An 18,218-nucleotide genomic window follows, 5' to 3' on the forward strand; every position below is an offset into this window, starting at 1 on the left:
ACGTTCTCGACACGCCCGACCTGTCCGCTCCCGGAGTCCCGCTTGGCCTTTCGCTTCCTGCACGCCGCTGATCTTCACCTTGGCAGCCCGCTCGCCGGGCTTCGGATCCGTGCCCCGGAGCTCGCGTCCCTCTTCGACCGGGCGTCCCGCCGCGCCTTCGAAGCTCTGGTCGATCTGGCCATCGACGAGAAGGTCGCCTTCGTGGTCATCGCCGGTGACGTCTTCGACCAGGATTGGCAGGACTATGCCACCGGGCAGCTGTTCGTGCGCGGGCTGGCACGCCTGTCGCGCGCCGGGATCCGGGCCATCATCATTCGGGGCAATCACGACGCCGAGCATGTGATGACCCGAAGCCTTCCGCTGCCGGACGGCATGGCGTGGCTCGGCGCCGACGCCGCGGGAACGGTCGACCTTCCGGAGGTCGGCGCCGCCGTGCACGGCATGAGTTTCAAGACGCGGGCCGTGACGGAGAACATGATCCCCCGCTATCCGGCCGCCATGCCCGGCCGGTTCAACATCGGCCTTCTCCACACGTCGCTCGATGGCCGGCCGGACCATTCCGGCTATGCGCCGTGCAGCATCGCCGACCTTGCCCGGCTCGGCTACGCCTACTGGGGCCTCGGGCATATCCATACCCGCGAGGTGGTCCAGCAAGATCCCTTCGTGGTCTATCCCGGCAACATCCAGGGCCGCCATGTGCGCGAAGCCGGCGAGCGCAGCGCGACCCTCGTGACCGTCACGGACGGGCGGGTTTCCGCGATCGAACACCGGCCCGTGGACGCGGCAAGGTGGGCGCTCGTTGAGGTGGACGTCTCCGGTGCGGAGACCCTCGATGCCGTGCATGACCGCGCACGGGCTCGGCTGGAGGACGCCGCCACCGCGGCCGCCGGACGCCCCCTCGCCGTGCGCGTCCGGGTCATCGGCGAGACCGTTCTGCACGACCGGCTGCTCGCCGACCGCGAGCGGTTCGCCGCCGAACTCCAAGCCCTGGCGGCGGCGGTCTCCGAGACGGTCGCGATCGAACGGGTCAAGGCCGAGACACGGCCGCCGCGCGGGTTCGGCGGGATCGCCGTGGCTCTCGACGATCTCGACGAGGCTTTCGCCGCCGTGTTGGCCGATCCGGCCATCGCGGCGGACCTTGCCGCCGACCTCGCGCTCATCAAGGGCAAGCTGCCGCCGCTCGCGGCCGGTCGTCTCGAAGGGGATACGGAGGGCGTTCTCGCCGCCGCCCGCGCGCTCATCCAGTCCCGGCTCGCCAACCCCTGATGCGCCTCCTCGCTCTTCATCTGGACCGCTGGGGTCCATTCACTGATCGCACCCTGCTGTTTCCGCCGGACAAGCCGCTGGTGGTGGTTCACGGCCGCAACGAAGCGGGGAAGTCTTCGGCTCTCGCCGGCCTGGTGGATGCTCTCTACGGCATCGAGGCCCGGAGCCGGTTCGATTTTCTGCACGACTACGGGTCCATGCGGGTCGGCGCGACGCTGCAGACCAAGGACGGACGGCGCGTCGACTTCCGTCGCCGAAAGGGCAACCGCGCCACCTTGCGGGACGACACCGGCGACGGCGTGCTGCCGGACGACGCGCTCGTCCCCTTTCTCGGCCGGGTCGACCGCGCCCTCTTCCTGGAGGCGTTCGGGCTCGACCAGGACCGGCTCCGCGCTGGAGCAAGGGCGCTGGCGAAAGGCGAAGGCCGGCTGGGCGAAGCGCTGCTCTCCGCGGCGCCCGGCCTCGGCCGCCTGGTGGAGCTCCGTCGGATCGTCACCGAAGAAGCCGCAGCCACGTTCACGGAGCGCCGCTCGGCCGGAAAACCCGTCTATGCGGCGATGGATCGCTATCTGGAGGCGCGCAAGCGGGTCACCGACCTGTCGTTGACCGCCGAAGCCGTCCAGCGGGCACGGGCGGACCTCGACGGCGCGTCCGCCAAGGTCGCCGCGCTCGACACGGAACGGCGGCAGGCGCGCATCGACGAGGCACGCCTGCAGAGGCTGGCGCGAGCCCTGCCGCATCTGGCGGCGCTCGACAGGCTCGTCACGAGCCGACTTGCCCTTGGCGAAGTGCCTGATCTGGCGGCTGATTTCGCCGACACGCTCCAGGCGGCGGAGGGGGAGCGCGAACGGCTTGCCGAACGCCGCAACGTCCTCCTTGCCGACCGGCAGCGGGAGGTCGACGGACTTGCCGCCCTCACGGTGGACGCGGCGCTGACCGAGGCGGCGGAGCGGATCCGCCGGCTCGCCGACGGGCGCCGGCAACGGGAGGCCGCGAGTGCCACCGTGGCGGATTTCGGCGGACGCATTCTGCGTCTGGAGGAGGACCTTGCCGACCAGGCCCGGCGGCTGGGGTTTGCGGACGCCGGCGACGTGATCGTCCGCCGCCCGACCGCCGCAGCGATCGCGCGGATCCGGGAGTTGATTGCCGCCCGCGCCACGCTCGACGCCCGATTGGAGGCGACCCAGCGCCAGGTTTCCGAGGCGCGGGACAGGCTGGCCCGGCTGAAGGGCCTGCGAGAGGCGGATCCGGCCGGGGGCGATCCCCGTCCGCTGCGGGCCAGCCTCGACGTGCTCGGCGCTCTGGAGGCGGCGTTGAAGCACGTAGCCGGCCGACGGGCCGCCGCGGCGACGGCCGTCCAGCGGCTGGAGGAGGCGGCGCGGAACGCCGGATTGGGTCCGGGCGCGCCGATCCGCGCGCGCCGGCTGCCCGCGCGGGCCGAGGTGGAGGCCGCGCGGGTCGCCGGTGAGACCGCGGGCCGGGCCGTGGAGAGCGCGGCCGAGCGGCTGGCGGACGCGCGGCGCCGAAAAACCGAAGCGGAACGGGTGCTTGGCGGTGCCGCACCCGACGCGGAGGTTCCGGCTCTTGCCGCAGTGACCGAGGCCCGCGCCCACCGGACGGCGGCGTGGACTGCAGTTCGGGCGGTGCTCTTCGGCGAGGCGGAAGCGTCGGCCTCGGAGCGGTTTTCGGCGGCGCGGACACTCGACGCGGCCATCGAGACCGCCGATCGGCTGGTGGATCGGCGGCTCGCCGCCGCCGACAAGGCCGCTGCGGCGGACCGCCGGCAAGAGGACGTGCTGGCGGCGGAAAGGGCTGTCGCCGACGCCGGCCTTAGTCTCGACGCCGCGACGGCGGCAGCCGGAACCGTGGCGGCCAGTTGGGCTGCGCGCCTTGTCGAATACGATCTGGAGCCGACGCTCTCGCCGGCACAGGCCCTCGCGGCGCTCGACCGGCAGGCGGACCTGGTGGCTCTCGCCGATGCGGCGGAGGCCGCGAAGGCGGACTGCTGGGTTGCCGAGGAGGAGGCGGATCGTCTCTGTGCGGCGCTCCGCCGGCTTGCCGCCGACGTGGGCGAAACGTTCGATGTGGCAGATCTTTCAGGGACTTACGCACGCGCGCGGGCGGCGGTCGGCGAGCGGGAGGAGGCTTGGGCCGCCGCCCGCCGACGGGACGAGGCGATCGTGGAGGCCATGAGCCACGTGGAAGCCGGCGGCGAGACGGCCGCGCGGGCGGCAGAGGCGCTGGCCGCCTGGACCGGCCAATGGTCGGCCGCGGTGGCGGCGATCGGGCTTGCCCCGACCGCGTCGACGGTCGAGGCGGAGGCGGCGCTTTCGGTCTGGACCGAGGTCCCGCAGACGGCCATGCGCTTGCACGAGGCGCGCGATCTGTTGGCCAAAACAGAGCGGGAATCCGCCCGTTTCGACGCGGCGGCGGAGGCGCTCCGGGTCGCGGTCGCGCCCGATCTGTCCGCCGGGATGAGCGGGACCGACGTGGTCCAGCGGCTCACCGAGCGCCTGGACGAGGCGGTGCGGACGAGCGAGCGGCGGGATGCCGCCAGGGAGCGGCTGAGGACGATCGAGGCGGATCTCGCCCGGGTCGAGGAGGCGACGGCTGCCGCCGCGGCGGCGCTCGCCCGACTGGCGGCGGCTGCGGGCCAGCCCGCGGGGGGGGATCTGAGGGCGGTGGTCCGGCTCGCCGAGCGGGCGGCGGCGGTCGATGGCGAGATCGCCCTGCATCGGTCGGCGCTCCTCCGGGAAGCCGGGGACGATGAGGCTAGCCTTCGGGCGGCCTTGGCGAATTTCGACGCGGACAGCCTCGGGGCGGCGCTGGTGGAGGCCGGCGAGACCCTTGCGCGCCTCGACCTTGCGCACGAGGAGGCCGTGGCCGGACGGACCGTGGCGGAGAAGGCCTACGAGGCCGTCATCGGCCGCGATGGGGCGGAATCCGCAGGCCAGGAGGCGGAGACCGCGCTTGCCGATCTTGTCGACGTTTCAGAGACTTGGCGTGTCCTGCAGGCGGCGAGCCGGCTCGCCGGGGCGGTCGTGGAGGAGTTCCGGCGGCGGCACCAGAACCCGGTTCTCGCGGAGGCGAGCCGCTTCTTCGCGGACCTGACGGAGGGGCGCTATGGCGGCCTTGCGCCGGACTATGACGCGGACGGGGAGGCAAGGCTCGTGGCGGTGCGGGCGGACGACCGGCGGCTGGCGCCGGAGGCCCTTTCGGAGGGGACCCGCGATCAGCTCTATCTCTCTCTAAGACTTGCGACTTTGCTCGATCACGGCAGTCGGGCGGAGGCGCTTCCATTCATTGGGGACGATCTGTTCGTGACGTTCGACGAGGGCCGGACGGCGGCCGGATTGGCCGCTCTCGCCCGGTTCGGCGAGAGCGCGCAGGCCATCCTCTTCACCCACCACGAGCACGTGGCCCGCATCGCCGCCGAGACCCTGCCCGACCGGGCCGCCGTCATCCGGCTGGAAGAGCGCTGATTCCACTCGGCTTTTCGCCGCCGGCTCACACGTCGTAAGGCACGTCCTCCGGGTGGCGCGGCAGGTCGTCGGCGATGCAGAGCCAGCTCGGTCGGGCGGAATCCCAGCCGTGGACGGTGGGGCGGACGGCCTCCGGGTCGTCCAGGGTGGCGACGGTTATCCCCGTGGAGCGGCCGGCGGGGTAGGTCATGGCGATCTGGCTGCCGCAGCGGGTGCAGAAGTGCCGGCTGGCCTTCGGGGAGGAGACGAAAACCCCGAGCGTTCCGCGGGTTAGCGTGAAGTCGGCGGGCTCCACCTGGATCCAGGCGGGCGCCAGACCGCCGGTCGACTTGCGGCACATGACGCAGTGACAGTAGTCGATGTAGGGGGTGTTGAAGCGGACTTTGTAGCGCACCGCGCCGCAGAGACAGCCGCCTTCGAGCACCGGATCCGACATGGCCCATCCTCCCTGTAGAGACGGCCCCAGCATCGCGCCGCATGATGACACCGGGTGGCAGCAGCCGATCAGTCGTCGCCCGGCGGCGACTGACGGTTGCGCTTGACGCTGCTGCGCTTGGCCTTGCCGTCGAGGCGGCGGAGCTTGCTGGAATAGGTGGGCTTGGTGGCGACGCGCGGCTTCGGCGGCACCGCCGCCTCCTTGAGGATGTCCACCAGCCGATCGACCGCGTCGGCGCGGTTGCGCTCCTGGGTGCGGTGGCGCTGGGCGGTGATCACGATGGCGCCGTCGCGGGTTACCTTGCGGCCGGCGATGCGGGCGGCGCGCACCTTCACGTCCCACGGGATGCTGGCGGCGTTGTAGAGGTCGTAGCGCAGCGACACCGCCGTCGCGACCTTGTTGACGTTCTGCCCGCCCGGCCCGGAGGCCTGGACGAAGCTCTCGGTCAGGTCGTTCTCGTCGATGAAGAGGGTGTCGGTGACGCGGATCATGGCGGGACCCTACACGAGGGTTTCGCCGGACGGAACGGTCCCGGCGCCGGCTGCGACCCTTGATCCGGGGCGTCAAACCGGGCACTCACGGCGGCTCCTGGCCCCATCGAGGTATAACATGTCGCCCTACGTAGTCCCGTCATGTCGCCCCTTGTAGCCGTGGTCGGCGGAGGCCCCGCGGGTCTCGCGGCGGCGGAGCGCTTGTCGGAGCACGGCATCGCCGTCGTGGTCTACGACCGCATGCCGACTGTCGGCCGGAAGTTCCTGCTCGCCGGCAAGTCGGGGCTCAACCTCACCCACGCGGAACCCTTCGACGCATTCATCGGCCGCTATGGATCGACGGGATCGGCGGCACTTGGACCGAGCCTCGAGGCGATGCCGCCCGACGCCGTTCGGGCGTGGGCGGACGGGCTCGGGGCGGAGACCTTCGTCGGGACGTCGGGGCGGATCTTCCCCAAGGTGATGAAGGCCTCGCCGCTCTTGCGCGCCTGGCTCAGGCGGCTGGAGGCGCGGGGGGTGACGATCCGCACCCGGCACCGCTGGACCGGCTTCGCGGACGGGGGGCTCGGCTTCGAGACGCCGGACGGGCCGGTGATCGTCCGGCCTGTCGCGACCGTGCTGGCGCTCGGTGGCGCTTCCTGGCCCAGGCTCGGCTCCGACGGGGCCTGGGTGGAGACGCTGGCGGCGGCCGGCGCGCCGTCGACGCCGTTGGAGGCCTCCAACGCCGGGGTGCACGTGGCCTGGTCGGCGCACCTGCGGGAGCGCTTCGCCGGGGCGCCGGTGAAGTCGGTGATCGCCAAGGTCGACGGCCTCAAAGTGCCGGGGGAATGCGTGGTGACGGCGCGGGGCCTGGAAGGCGGGCTCGTCTACGCGCTCGGCGCGGCGCTTCGGGCGGCACGGGCCGAGGGGCGGCCGGCGGTGATCCGCTTCGACCTGATGCCGGGCCGATCAGCGGACCGGCTTGTCCGCGACCTCTCCCGGCCGCGCGGCAAGGAGAGCCGGGCGTCGTTTCTGCGGAAGACGGTGGGGCTTGAAGGGGTGAAGGCGGCGCTTCTGCGGGAGGTGGCGGGCGCGGACCTGCCGGCGGATCCGGCCGCGCTCGCGGGGCTCCTGAAGGCGCTGCCGATCCCGGTCGGAGCGCCCTTCCCCATCGCCGAGGCCATCTCCACGGCCGGCGGCGTGCGGTTCGACGGGCTCGACGACGGGCTGATGATCCGCGCCCGGCCGGGCGTGTTCGTGGCCGGGGAGATGCTGGACTGGGACGCGCCCACCGGCGGCTACCTGCTGACCGCCTGCTTCGCCACCGGCCGCAGGGCCGCGGACGGCGTGGCGCGCTGGCTTGGGCGCGGCGGTTCGGGCGAACTGTCAGCCGGCTCAGGAAACGGATGAAGGAGCGCATCCGGACGTGGATCGGGAAGACGCTGATGCTCCGTCGAGGATGAAGCGGGTGAGACGACGGGTGAGGACCGGCGGAGGGGTTCAGACTTCACGTGCGGGGATCGATGCAAGGGATTCTGTTGAATCGACTTTCTTGCATTCTTGAAGTGGTTTGGAGCGTTGGTCGTCTGGAAGGCTGTCGGCCGGGAAACGGTCTGCGCAAGCGAAACGGCAGACCCCTCCCCCGGCCTCCGGCCGAACCCGCGACGCAGTCACGGGACTGCTTCGCCTTGCCCCTCGGCCGAACCCGCAAGGGGGAGGGATTTTTGGCGGCGGGCTTCTACGGCGCTCTTCGGCTCAATAGTCGACCACGCCGTCGAGGGCGTAGTGCTTGATCGTCTTGCGGTTGGCGATCAGCTCGTCGATGGTCGGCTCGCCCTTGAGGGCGCGGGCGATGGCGAGCTTGGTGGCCTCGTAGTTGGTGTCGTAGAGGTTCTTCTTGTCGAGGTTCGCATCGTCCGCGCAGCGCGGGTCGAGCCAGACCATGATGATCATGCAGACGTCGTCGACGATCTCCTTGGGGATGATCCCCTCGGCGACCGCGTCCACGATGGCGTCGCCGATGGCGCCCTGCACCACGCCGCCGAGGAGGTTCACGTACTCGGCCGACTGGATGGTGACCTTGGTGGTCATCATGGTGGCCGGGCGGACCAGCTGGTTGCAGTCGCGCACCACGAACATGCGGGTGTGGCCCTGGGCCTGGCCCATCATGGTGGCGAAGGCCTGGCCGGCCGGGCCCTTGGTGGAGCCGATGAGCACCTCCGGCATGGCGTCGGTGGCCTGGCCCTCGGCCGCGAACACGGTGGCCTCACCCACCTTGAACCAGATGTCGGACATCGAGACTCTCCTGCGTTGAAACAAAACGAAGGCCGCGAGCTAGACCATTCCGCGCGGACGATGTCCAGCGCCGGGATGGCCGCACGCGGCCCCTTGGTGGTCGATGCCCGGCGGTCTCGTCAGGCGGCGCCTGAGGCCCGGCGGGCGCTGTCGAGCGTGTTCAGCATCAGGCAGGCGATGGTCATCGGGCCGACGCCGCGCGGCACCGGCGTGATGGCGCCCGCCACCTCCTTGGCGCTGTCGAAGTCCACGTCGCCGACGATCTTGCCCTTGCCGTCCACCTCGATGCGGTTGATGCCGACGTCGATGACGATGGCGCCCGGCTTGATCCAGTCGCCCTTGACCATCAGCGGCCGGCCGACGGCGGCCACCAGCACGTCGGCCGTGCGGCAGACGGCCGGCAGGTCCTTGGTGCGGGAGTGGGCGATGGTGACGGTGGCGTTCTTCTGCAGGAGAAGCTGGGCCATCGGCTTGCCGACGATGTTGGAGCGGCCGATCACCACGGCGGTCTTGCCGGAGAGATCCGGCAGGATGCGGTCGATCAGGATCTGCGACCCGCGCGGGGTGCAGGGCACGAAGCCCGGCAGGCCGACCGAGAGGCGGCCGGCGTTGACCGGGTGGAAGCCGTCCACGTCCTTGTCCGGGTCGATGAGGCCGAGCACCTTGTCGCTGTCGATCTGCTTGGGGAGTGGCAGCTGAACGAGGATGCCGTGCACGGCGGGATCGGCGTTGAGGCGCTTGACGAGCGCCAGCACCTCCTCCTCGGTGGCGGACTCCGAGAGCTTGAACTCCAGGCTTTTCAGGCCACACTCGGCGGTCGCCTTCAGCTTGTTGCGCACGTAGACCGCGCTTGCCGGATCCTCGCCGACCAGCACCACGGCAAGGCCCGGGACCACGCCGTGGCTGGCCTTGAGGGCGGCGGCTTCGCGGGAAACCTGTTCGCGAAGTTCGGCTGCGGCGGCAAAACCGTCGATGATGGACGCAGTCATCTCAACTCCCTATCCAAGGCCTACCGGCGTTCCAGGTTCGCTGCCGCTCCGGCACCGTGCCCCCGCCCCTTTCGCCCCGTTGCTGCTTTTCCTTTTGCGACGCTGCCTGACGGAAGTCATCCGAAAAGGCAGCCTTGAGGCAACTCGACGCAGGAGATTGCCATCAAATACATGGATGAAGGCAGATAAGGCGCGGCATGTACAGGGAAAGCGGGCAGTTTCACTGTTTCTTTGCTTGGCTTCAGAAGAAGTTTACACCGGATCGGGATGGCGGAAAGGCCGCGTCGTGGCCCGGTGCAGATGGACCGGCGATGCTTTCCTTCCACTCTCCCACCACTCCTCAACCCCCCACACGAAAACCCCGCCCGCCGGTTCGGCGGACGGGGCTTTCTCTTCAATCGGCTTCAACCCGTCACGGCGTGTCGTCGCCCTCATCCACCGGCGCGTCCGGCCCGCCCATCGGGCCGTCGCCCATCGGACCGTTGCCCATCCCCGGGCCGTTGCCCATGCCCGGGCCGCGGCCTTCGCCGCGCTCGCCCTGCCACCAGCCGCGGCGGCCTTCGCCACGACCCTCACCGCGGCGGCCGTCCGTCGGCGCCAGGGCGCCGTCGCCGTCGCGGTCCATGCGGGCGACCATGCCGTCGGTGCGGCGGTTGAACTCCTCGCGGGTCACCTGGCCGTCGCCGTCCCGGTCGAGCCGCTGGAAGGCGCGGACCATGCGCTCCCGGTGCTCGGCGTTGTAGAGGGTCTCGAACTGGTCGATCGAGATGGACTGGCCGTTGGCGCCGGCCGCCGTGGTGAAGCGCTCCGCCTGCACGGCGTCGATCTCCGCCTGGGTGACCTTGCCGTCCTTGTCGGTGTCGTAGCGCTCCATCAGCATGCGCGCCATGCCGGGTCCGCCGTGGCGGCCCCCGTGGTGGCCATCGCGGTGACCGCGCCAGCCGTCCCGGTCGCCGGGACCGGCATGGGCGAGCGGCATGGCGGCGACGAAGGCCGCGGCGACCACGGCCGTCCAGGTGAGGGTCTTCATGGGCATTCTCCTTGACCTTTCTGTCCCGGCGGCGCCGGAGGCGCCGGCCGGGGGCGGCGTTGGTGTGCCGCCGACAAGGCCAACATAGGCATCGAATGTCGCATAACTTCGTCCCGAAACCGGGCAAGTGTCGCCGACCATGTCAGGCACCCGCCCTGACACAGGTGGATACAAGTTCGGCTGGCCCCTTGGCCGGTCGCCGTGACAGATAGGGTCATGACAGATCGGGGCCTCGCCCCGTCCGACCGGCGGACCCGCGCATGACCGACCCCTCCCCGCACATCCTCGTCGTGGACGACCATCGCGACATCCGCGACCTGATCGGCCGCTACCTCACCAAGAACGGCTTCCGGGTGACCACCGCGGAAAACGCCGCCGCCGCCCGCAAGGCCATGAAGGCGGCCGCCATCGACCTCCTGGTTCTCGACATCATGATGCCGGGCGAGGACGGCCTGTCGCTCTGCCGGCACGTGCGCGAGAGCGGCGACACGCCGGTCATCCTCCTCACCGCCATGGCGGAGGACACCGACCGGGTGGTGGGCCTGGAGATCGGCGCCGACGACTATCTGACCAAGCCGTTCAACCCGCGCGAACTCCTCGCCCGCATCCGGGCAGTGCTCCGACGCACCCAGGCGGTGCCGAAGCCGCGCGATCCGCTCGCCGCCAAGCGGCTCGCCTTCGACCGCTTCGTGCTCGACGTCGCCCGCCGCGAGCTCTTCGACGACGCCGGCGTCGGCATGCCGCTCTCCACCGCCGAGTTTCAGCTGCTCGCCGCCTTCCTGAAGCGGCCCAACATGGTGCTCTCCCGCGACCAGCTGATGGACCTCACCTCCGGCCGCACCCCGCAGGTGTTCGACCGCTCCATCGACAATCAGGTCAGCCGGCTGCGCAAGAAGATCGAGGCGGACCCGAAGGCGCCGCACCTCATCAAGACCGTCTGGGGCGGCGGCTACATGTTTTCCGCTGACGTGACGGAGATCGACGGGTGAAGCTTCGCCTGATGCCTCGCAGCCTCGCCGGCCAGCTGATCGCGCTCCTCCTCGGGGCGCTGATCGTCGGCCAGATGCTGTCCGTCGTCTATTTCGCCATGAGCCGGCGCGACGCCATCGAGCAGGCGACCCGCGAGCAGGTGCTCGCCCGCGCCGCCGCTCTCGTCCGCCTGGTGGACGACGTGCCGGCCGACGTGGAGGAGCGCGTCGTGCAGGCGGCGAGCACCAACCGGGTGCGCTACACCATCGACCCGGACCCGCTGATCGGCCCCCAGGCGCCGGACGACGACGCCTTCGCCGCCTCGGTGATCCGCGACGCCTTCGACGGGCGCGAGGTGCGCGCCGAGGTGCGCGGCCGTCCGCTCCAGGAGTTCCGCGACCGCCGCGACGGCCGCCGCGAGGCCGAAGAAGAACGGGACGACGACGGCCGGCGGGAGCGCGGGCCGCCGGACGGCGCCGCCAGGGGGGCCGGCGGGCCGGAGCGCGACCTTGCCGGCCGCGGCCGGCCGCTTATCCCGGTGGTCAGCGTCTCCGCCCGGCTCGCCGACGGGCGCTGGCTGAACGCGGAGACCATCCTGCCGCGCCCGAGCCTCTGGGCCTGGCCGATGGCGACCCAGACCCTGCTCGTCGCCGCCGGCATCGTGCTCGTCGCCGCCTTCATGGTCCGGCGGATCACCCGGCCGCTCCGCGACCTTGCCGGGGCCGCCGACCGGATGGGCCGCGGCGAGACCGTCGACGCCTTGCCGGAGACCGGCCCGGAGGAGGTGCGCCGGACCGTGCAGGCGTTCAACGCCATGCACGACCGGGTCCGCCGCTTCGTCGCCGACCGCACCCGCATGCTCGCCGCCATCAGCCACGACCTGCGCACCCCGCTCACCTCGCTGCGCCTGCGCGCCGAGTTCGTCGACGACCCGGAGGTGCGCGACCGCATCATCGAGACGGTGGAGGAGATGAGCCGGATGACCGAGGCGACCCTCGCCTTCGCCCGCGACGATGCCCTCGCCGAGGACTCCCACCCGACCGACCTCGCCGCCCTCGTCTCCGCCGTCGCCGACGACTTCGCCGACATCGGCCATCCGGTGACGGTGGAGGGACCGGACAAGCTGGAGATGCCGCTCCGGCCGGTCTCGCTCCGCCGGGCGCTCCGCAACCTCGTGGAGAACGCCATCCGCTACGGCACCAGCGCCCGCATCCACGTGGCGGCGACGCCGACCGAGGCGATCATCACCGTGGACGACGACGGTCCCGGCATCCCGCCCGACCGGCTGGAGGAGGTGTTCGAGCCCTTCGTGCGGTTGGAGACATCCCGCAACCTGGACACCGGCGGCGTCGGCCTCGGCCTCTCCACCGCCCGCTCCATCGTGCGCCGGCACGGGGGAGACCTGACCCTCGCCAACCGCGCCGAGGGGGGCCTCCGGGCGACGATCCGGCTGCCGCGGGCGACCGGGCGGGGGTGAGCGGACGGGCGCCGACCCGAAGCCGGCTGCACCGGGCGACATCGGGGCGACAAGGCCGCTACGGGGCCGCTACAAGGCCCAACCAAGACGTCGTCGGCGCAACAGGATGTTCGACGGATGTCCGGTTTCGTGCCGTATTGACCGCCGTTCCGGCTTCCCATATTTCCGATCCATGTCCATCCGTCCGCTCGTGATCCTCCCCGATTCCCAGCTCCGTCTCGTGTCGTCGCCGGTGGGCGAGATCACGCCGGAGGTTCGTCGTCTGGTCGACGACATGTTCGAGACCATGTACGACGCCCCCGGTATCGGTCTTGCGGCGATCCAGGTCGGCGCGCCGCTGCGCATCGTCACCATCGACGTGTCGAGAGACGACGACGCGCGGGTGCCGCAGGTCTTCATCAACCCGGAAGTTCTTTCCGTGTCGGAGGAGACCTCGACCTACGAGGAAGGCTGCCTCTCCATCCCGGAATACTTCGAAGAGGTGGAGCGTCCCTCGCGCGTGACGGTCCGATACAGGGATCTGACCGGCGAAACCAAGGAGGTGGAGGCCGAGGGCATCCTCGCCACCTGCCTCCAGCACGAGATCGATCACCTGAACGGCGTGCTCTTCATCGATCACATCTCCAAGCTGAAGCGCGACCGGGTGGTGCGCAAGTTCACCAAGCAGGCCCGCGAGCGCGCCAAGGGCGTCGCCTGACTGCCGCCGGTCTGCTGGACCGCGCTGCTGCTTGGGTCTAAGACAAGGCGCCAGTGACGGGCTCGTGCCGTCCTAACCCTTTGGCGACGTTGAGTTTGCGCTGCCACCAAGGCGCCGACGCCGCGTCGCCCGGATACGCTGATGCCGCTCAAGATCGTCTTCATGGGCACGCCCGACTTCGCGGTGCCGGTGCTCGTCTCCCTGATCGGCCACGGCCACGAGGTGGTGGCCGCCTACACCCGCGCGCCCCGCCCCGCCGGCCGGGGCCTTGCCGAACGGCGCTCGCCGGTGCACGAGCAGGCGGACGCCTTCGGCATTCCGGTGTTCACCCCGAAGACCCTGAAGGACCCGGACGCCCAGGCGATCTTCGCCAGCCACGAGGCCGACGTCGCGGTCGTGGTGGCCTACGGCCTCCTGCTGCCGACGCCGATTCTGGAAGCGCCGACCGAGGGTTGCCTCAATCTCCACGCGTCCCTCCTGCCGCGCTGGCGCGGCGCCGCGCCCATCAACCGGGCCATCATGGCCGGCGACAGCGAAACCGGCGTCATGGTGATGCGCATGGAGGAAGGGCTCGACACCGGCCCGGTCGCCATGGCCGAGCGGCTGGCGATCGGCCCGGACATGACCGCCGGCGAATTGCACGACGCCCTCGCCCCCCTCGGCGCCGACCTGATGATCCGCGCCCTCGGCGGCCTGGAGCGCGGCGGCCTCACCTACCGGCCGCAGGCGGAGGACGGCGTCGTCTACGCCCACAAGCTCGGCAACGCGGAGACCCGCATCGATTGGACCCGGCCGTCCAAGGCCGTCCACGACCACGCCCGCGGCCTCGCCCCCTTCCCCGGCGCCTGGTTTTCCGCCGACCTCGGCAAGGGACCGGAGCGGGTGAAGGTGGTGCGCACCTTCCGGGCGGAGGGCGCCGGAGCGCCCGGCACCCTCCTCGACGGCGACGGCACGGTCGGCTGCGGCGAGGGCGCTGTCCGGCTCGCCACGGTCCAGCGGGCCGGGTCCAAGGCCATGTCCTTCCAGGACTTTTTCCGAGGCGCCCGGCTCGCCCCCGGCGCCGTGTTCGGCTGACCCATGCCGCGCTACAGGATCCACGTGGAGTATGACGGCACCCCGTTCGTCGGCTGGCAGCGGCAGGCGGACTGGGCCGGTGAGAGCGTGCAAGGCCTGATCGAGACGGCGATCTTCCACTTCACCCACGAGCGGGTGACCCTGAAGGGCGCCGGCCGCACCGACGCGGGCGTCCACGCCACCGGCCAGGTTGCCCATTTCGACCTTGCGGCGCCCGTCCGCCCCGGCACCATCCGCGACGCCGCCAACGTGCACCTCCGCCCCTGGCCGGTGACCATCGTGGACGCGGAGGCGGTCGGCGACGACTTCGACGCCCGCTTTTCCGCCCGCCGCCGCCACTATGTCTACCGGATTTTCGACCGCCGCGCCCCGCCGACCCTCGACCGGCACCTGGTCTGGCACGTGCCGAAGCGGCTCGACGCGGAGGCCATGCACGCCGCCGCCCGGCGCCTCCTCGGCCATCACGACTTCACCACCTTCCGCTCCACCCACTGCCAATCCGCCAGTCCGATGAAAACCTTGGACCGGCTGGACGTGGTGCGCGCCGGCGACGAGATCCGCGTCCTCACCGATGCCCGCTCCTTCCTGCACAACCAGGTGCGGTCCATGGTCGGCAGCCTGCGCAAGGTCGGCGACGGCAGCTGGACGGCGGACGATATCGCCGCGGCGCTGAAGGCCGCCGACCGGACCGCCTGCGGCCCGGTGGCGCCGGCCGCCGGCCTCTGCCTCGTCCAGGTCGACTATTGAGCGGGCGACCGCAGAGCGTCAGCGCCAGCCTGACCTTACGGAAATTTAATCGATTAGATCTCTTCAACGCCTACGTGGTTCCACCTAGCTGAGGCTGAGCCCGGCGGCGGGAGGCCGTCGGCGCCTTAGCCCAGTGGAGGAACCCCATGACTGCGAAGCATTCGATTGCCGTTGCCGTGTCGTCCCTCGTCCTCGTCGCCGCCACGCCGGCGCTCGCCAACACGGCCGGCTGCGTCGAGATGGACGCCACCAAGGCCACCGCCCTGTTCGACCGCTGGGCCAAGGCCCTGCCGGGCCAGAACCCGGACCTCGTTCTCGCCCACTACACCAACGAGCACACGTTCAAGCCGCACGACAAGGACGGCGCGATGAGCGAGCGCACCGAAATCCGCGACTACTGGAACACCTTCGTGGACGTCACCCCGCGCGCGACGCTGAAGGAGAGCACCGCCCAGATCGACTGCGACACGGTGGTGAAGACCGGCGTCAAGGAGATCGTCGCCGGCTCCGAGACGGTGACCGCCAACTTCACCATGGAGTTCCAGAACACCGACGGCGTCTGGCTGATCTCCCGCCACGAGATCACTCCCGTCAACTGACACCAGCGTCCCCCGCCCAGGGGACGGTCAGCGGGCCCCGGATCCCGCTGACCGTCCCGTCGGAGGACCGGCCGGCTCGGGCGTCTCCACCCCGGTGGAGGCGCCCGGTCGCGTCTTGAACGCCCGGGATCCGCGGTTTTCCGGTCACCGCAGGAGCCGGAACACCACGGTGGCGAGCGGCGGCAGGGTGAGAGTGAGCGACTGCGCGTGCCCGTGGCTCGCCTCCGCCTCCGTCTCCAGCGCACCCCCGTTGCCGACATTGCTGCCGCCGTAGAGCGCCGCGTCGGTGTTCATCACCTCTTCCCAGGTGCCCGCCACGGGCACGCCCACCCGATAGCCGCCGCGCGGCACCGGCGTGAAGTTGCAGACGACGAGCGCCGGCGGATCGGTCTCGAAGCCGTGGCGCAGATAGGCGTAGACCGAGTGGTCCCGGTCGTCGCCGATCACCCACTGGAACCCGCCCGGCTCGTGGTCGCGGGCGTGCAGCGCCGGTTCGGCCCGGTAGAGCGTGTTGAGGTCGCGGACGAGCCGGTTGAGGCCGGCGTGCTCCGGCTTCTCCAGCAGCCACCAGTCGAGCTCGCCGTCGTGGTTCCACTCCCGCTCCTGGGCGATCTCGCCGCCCATGAAGATCAGCTTCTTGCCCGGATGCGTCCACATCAGGCCGTAGTAGGCCCTAAGCGTCGCCATCCGCTGCCAGGCGTCGCCCGGCATGCGGCCGATCAGCGAGCGCTTGCCGTGCACGACCTCGTCGTGGCTGAGCGGCAGCACGAAGCGTTCGGAGAAGGCGTAGACGAGGCCGAAGGTGATGGCGTCGTGGTGGAAGCGCCGGTGCACCGGCTCGCGTCCCGCATAGCCGAGCGTGTCGTGCATCCAGCCCATGTTCCACTTCAGCGAAAACCCCAGGCCGCCGTGGGCGAGGTCGCCGGTGACCCCCGGCCAGGCGGTGGATTCCTCCGCGATGGTCAGCGCGTTGGGCACCTCGAACCGGACCACCCCGTTGAAATGCTTGAGGAAGGCCACCGCCTCCAGGTTCTCCCGGCCGCCGTGCTGGTTGGGGATCCACTCCCCGTGCTTGCGGGAATAGTCGCGGTAGAGCATGGAGGCGACCGCGTCGACCCTCAGCCCGTCTACGTGGAAGCGCTGCAGCCATTCCAGCGCCGAGGCCACCAGGAAGCCGATCACCTCGGTGCGGCCGAAGTTGTAGATCAGCGTGTTCCAGTCCTGATGGAAGCCCTCGCGCGGGTCCTCGTGCTCGTAGAGGGCCGTGCCGTCGAACCGCGCGAGCCCATGGCTGTCGGCCGGGAAATGGGCCGGCACCCAGTCGAGGATGACGCCCACCTCCTCCTGGTGGCAGCGGTCGACGAAGCGGGCGAAGTCGGCCGGCTCGCCGTAGCGGGCAGTGGGCGCGAACATCCCGAGCGGCTGGTAGCCCCAGGAGCCGCCGAACGGGTGCTCGGTGATCGGCAGGAACTCGATGTGGGTGAAGCCCATGTGCCGCACGTAGGGCACCAGCGTGTCGGCGAGGAAGGCCCAGTCCACGGCACCGTCCGGCCGGCGGCGCCAGGATCCCGGATGCACCTCGTAGATGCTCATGGGCGCCGTCGCGGCCTGCCGGTCGGCGCGCGCGGTAAGCCAGGCTTCGTCGGTCCAGGCGAAGGGCGCCGGGTCGGCCACGATGGAGGCGGTGGCGGGAGGATGCTCGAACCGGCGGGCGAGCGGATCGGCCTTCAGCGGCAGCACGGTGCCGTCGGCCGCCATGATCTCGTACTTGTAGCGCTCGCCGGGGCCGAGCCGCGGCAGGAAGAGCTCCCACACCCCGCATTCGCGGCGCAGCCGCATCGGGTGGCGCCGCCCGTCCCAGGCGTTGAAGTCGCCGACCACCGACACCCGCCGGGCGTTCGGCGCCCAGACGGCGAAGCGCACCCCCGGCACGCCCTCCACCGTGGTGACCACCGCCCCGAGCGTGTCGGCGAGCTGCCGGTGGGCGCCCTCGGCCAGAAGATAGACGTCCATCTCGCCGAGGAGCAGCGGGAAGGCGTAAGGGTCCTCCGCCTCGTGCGTGCCGGCGTCCCAGGTGGCGCGAATCGTGTAGTGCTCCGGCAGACGCTCCACCGGGGCGACCCAGAGGCCGGCCTCCACGTGCGCGAAGGTGCCGACCGTCTCGCCGCCCGACCGCACCTCGGCGCTGACGGCATTCGGCAGGAAAGCGCGGATCACGCTGCCGCGCGGCGTGCGATGCGGCCCGAGCACGGCGAACGGATCCCCGTGCGCGCCGTCCACGATCGCCCGAAGGGCGCCCGCCTCCAGTCCCGCTCTCACGCTCTCCACCGCCATGGGGACCTCCCGTCCTCGTTCGTTTGGCGAGAGCCTTATCCGAAACGACGGAGGGAGCAAGCCGTGGGATGGGCGCTGGCGCGCCGGCGGACGTGCGCGGGGGTGCGCGGAGGGTGGCGGAGAAGGCGGAGGACGGCGGAGGGTGGCTGAGAAGGCGCCGCCCTCCCCCCAGGTCGTCACCCCGGCGAACGCCGGGGTCCAACCGACGGAGTCATCACCCGCACCGGCACGGAGTTTCCGCCGTCGGTTGGATCCCGGCGTACGCCGGGACGACGGCCGATCGGCGGCATCCTGCCCTCCCCCAGGTCGTCACCGCGGCGAACGCCGGGGCCCGACCGACGGAACCATCACCC

General features: G+C 71.1%; 15 protein-coding genes. 9 read left to right on the forward strand and 6 right to left on the reverse strand.

All coding sequences use genetic code 11. The features are described 5' to 3' along the window. The first annotated feature begins 42 nt into the window (after positions 1-42). Positions 43-1,266: a metallophosphoesterase family protein gene (locus BUQ68_RS19425; RefSeq protein ID WP_075217683.1), complete on the forward strand. Its 1,224-nt coding sequence runs from the start codon at positions 43-45 to the stop codon at positions 1,264-1,266. Next, positions 1,266-4,748: an ATP-binding protein gene (locus BUQ68_RS24470; protein WP_075217684.1), complete on the forward strand. Its 3,483-nt coding sequence runs from the start codon at positions 1,266-1,268 to the stop codon at positions 4,746-4,748. The genes BUQ68_RS19425 and BUQ68_RS24470 overlap by 1 nt, the downstream gene beginning before the upstream one ends. 25 nt (positions 4,749-4,773) lie before the next feature. Here BUQ68_RS24470 and BUQ68_RS19435 read toward each other — a convergent pair whose 3' ends face one another. Both BUQ68_RS19435 and arfB read right to left on the reverse strand, forming a co-directional pair. Continuing rightward, positions 4,774-5,184: a GFA family protein gene (locus tag BUQ68_RS19435; RefSeq protein WP_075217685.1), complete on the reverse strand. Its 411-nt coding sequence runs from the start codon at positions 5,182-5,184 to the stop codon at positions 4,774-4,776. A 68-nt stretch (positions 5,185-5,252) separates the two neighbouring features. Further along, on the reverse strand, positions 5,253-5,675 hold the full coding sequence (gene arfB, locus BUQ68_RS19440) for an alternative ribosome rescue aminoacyl-tRNA hydrolase ArfB (protein ID WP_075217686.1): 423 nt from the start codon (positions 5,673-5,675) through the stop codon (positions 5,253-5,255). A 141-nt stretch (positions 5,676-5,816) separates the two neighbouring features. Here arfB and BUQ68_RS19445 point away from each other — a divergent pair, with 141 nt between their 5' ends. After that, a complete protein-coding gene (locus tag BUQ68_RS19445) occupies positions 5,817-7,064 on the forward strand; it encodes a TIGR03862 family flavoprotein (protein ID WP_075217687.1) in 1,248 nt (415 codons plus the stop codon). A 345-nt stretch (positions 7,065-7,409) separates the two neighbouring features. On the opposite strand, the gene fae is transcribed toward BUQ68_RS19445, so the two are convergent. From fae to BUQ68_RS19460, 3 genes are all read right to left on the reverse strand, one after another. Beyond that, positions 7,410-7,949: a formaldehyde-activating enzyme gene (fae, locus tag BUQ68_RS19450; RefSeq protein ID WP_075217688.1), complete on the reverse strand. Its 540-nt coding sequence runs from the start codon at positions 7,947-7,949 to the stop codon at positions 7,410-7,412. 119 nt (positions 7,950-8,068) lie between these two features. Continuing rightward, positions 8,069-8,938 (reverse strand): bifunctional methylenetetrahydrofolate dehydrogenase/methenyltetrahydrofolate cyclohydrolase FolD, encoded by an 870-nt coding sequence (gene folD, locus BUQ68_RS19455; protein ID WP_075217689.1) that lies wholly within the window; start codon positions 8,936-8,938, stop codon positions 8,069-8,071. A gap of 412 nt (positions 8,939-9,350) precedes the next feature. Continuing rightward, complete coding sequence (locus BUQ68_RS19460; protein WP_075217690.1) at positions 9,351-9,968, reverse strand: EF-hand domain-containing protein; 618 nt, start codon at positions 9,966-9,968, stop codon at positions 9,351-9,353. A gap of 260 nt (positions 9,969-10,228) precedes the next feature. Here BUQ68_RS19460 and BUQ68_RS19465 point away from each other — a divergent pair, with 260 nt between their 5' ends. The 6 genes from BUQ68_RS19465 to BUQ68_RS19490 all read left to right on the forward strand — a co-directional run bounded on the left by BUQ68_RS19465 (position 10,229) and on the right by BUQ68_RS19490 (position 15,531). Further along, positions 10,229-10,957 carry a response regulator gene (locus BUQ68_RS19465; RefSeq protein WP_075217691.1) on the forward strand — a complete coding sequence of 243 codons (729 nt, stop codon included), beginning with the start codon at positions 10,229-10,231 and terminating at the stop codon, positions 10,955-10,957. A gap of 11 nt (positions 10,958-10,968) precedes the next feature. Beyond that, positions 10,969-12,414 (forward strand): HAMP domain-containing histidine kinase, encoded by a 1,446-nt coding sequence (locus BUQ68_RS19470; protein ID WP_075217736.1) that lies wholly within the window; start codon positions 10,969-10,971, stop codon positions 12,412-12,414. A 172-nt stretch (positions 12,415-12,586) separates the two neighbouring features. Continuing rightward, positions 12,587-13,111 (forward strand): peptide deformylase, encoded by a 525-nt coding sequence (gene def / locus BUQ68_RS19475; RefSeq protein ID WP_075217692.1) that lies wholly within the window; start codon positions 12,587-12,589, stop codon positions 13,109-13,111. 141 nt (positions 13,112-13,252) lie between these two features. Continuing rightward, positions 13,253-14,185 (forward strand): methionyl-tRNA formyltransferase, encoded by a 933-nt coding sequence (gene fmt / locus BUQ68_RS19480; protein WP_075217693.1) that lies wholly within the window; start codon positions 13,253-13,255, stop codon positions 14,183-14,185. A gap of 3 nt (positions 14,186-14,188) precedes the next feature. Further along, positions 14,189-14,932, forward strand: a complete 744-nt coding sequence (gene truA, locus BUQ68_RS19485) for a tRNA pseudouridine(38-40) synthase TruA (protein WP_075217694.1) — start codon at positions 14,189-14,191, stop codon at positions 14,930-14,932. Positions 14,933-15,078: 146 nt separating this feature from the next. After that, positions 15,079-15,531 (forward strand): nuclear transport factor 2 family protein, encoded by a 453-nt coding sequence (locus BUQ68_RS19490; RefSeq protein ID WP_075217695.1) that lies wholly within the window; start codon positions 15,079-15,081, stop codon positions 15,529-15,531. Positions 15,532-15,675: 144 nt separating this feature from the next. Here the strand turns inward: BUQ68_RS19490 and glgB are convergent, their stop codons facing one another. Then, on the reverse strand, positions 15,676-17,865 hold the full coding sequence (glgB, locus tag BUQ68_RS19495; protein ID WP_075217696.1) for a 1,4-alpha-glucan branching protein GlgB: 2,190 nt from the start codon (positions 17,863-17,865) through the stop codon (positions 15,676-15,678). Between the last annotated feature and the right edge of the window lie 353 nt (positions 17,866-18,218).

Origin of the sequence: Mongoliimonas terrestris (assembly GCF_001927285.1) — a bacterium.
GTDB classification, from domain to species: Bacteria; Pseudomonadota; Alphaproteobacteria; order Rhizobiales; family Pleomorphomonadaceae; genus Chthonobacter; species Chthonobacter terrestris.

Coding starts and splice junctions, on each gene's coding strand:
- BUQ68_RS24470 (WP_075217684.1), top strand. CDS start 1,266: ATGCGCCTCCTCGCTCTTCATCTGGACCGCTGGGGTCCATTCACTGAT.
- BUQ68_RS19435 (WP_075217685.1), bottom strand. CDS start 5,184: ATGTCGGATCCGGTGCTCGAAGGCGGCTGTCTCTGCGGCGCGGTGCGC.
- arfB (WP_075217686.1), bottom strand. CDS start 5,675: ATGATCCGCGTCACCGACACCCTCTTCATCGACGAGAACGACCTGACC.
- BUQ68_RS19445 (WP_075217687.1), top strand. CDS start 5,817: ATGTCGCCCCTTGTAGCCGTGGTCGGCGGAGGCCCCGCGGGTCTCGCG.
- fae (WP_075217688.1), bottom strand. CDS start 7,949: ATGTCCGACATCTGGTTCAAGGTGGGTGAGGCCACCGTGTTCGCGGCC.
- folD (WP_075217689.1), bottom strand. CDS start 8,938: ATGACTGCGTCCATCATCGACGGTTTTGCCGCCGCAGCCGAACTTCGC.
- BUQ68_RS19460 (WP_075217690.1), bottom strand. CDS start 9,968: ATGAAGACCCTCACCTGGACGGCCGTGGTCGCCGCGGCCTTCGTCGCC.
- BUQ68_RS19465 (WP_075217691.1), top strand. CDS start 10,229: ATGACCGACCCCTCCCCGCACATCCTCGTCGTGGACGACCATCGCGAC.
- BUQ68_RS19470 (WP_075217736.1), top strand. CDS start 10,969: ATGCCTCGCAGCCTCGCCGGCCAGCTGATCGCGCTCCTCCTCGGGGCG.
- def (WP_075217692.1), top strand. CDS start 12,587: ATGTCCATCCGTCCGCTCGTGATCCTCCCCGATTCCCAGCTCCGTCTC.
- fmt (WP_075217693.1), top strand. CDS start 13,253: ATGCCGCTCAAGATCGTCTTCATGGGCACGCCCGACTTCGCGGTGCCG.
- truA (WP_075217694.1), top strand. CDS start 14,189: ATGCCGCGCTACAGGATCCACGTGGAGTATGACGGCACCCCGTTCGTC.
- BUQ68_RS19490 (WP_075217695.1), top strand. CDS start 15,079: ATGACTGCGAAGCATTCGATTGCCGTTGCCGTGTCGTCCCTCGTCCTC.
- glgB (WP_075217696.1), bottom strand. CDS start 17,865: ATGGCGGTGGAGAGCGTGAGAGCGGGACTGGAGGCGGGCGCCCTTCGG.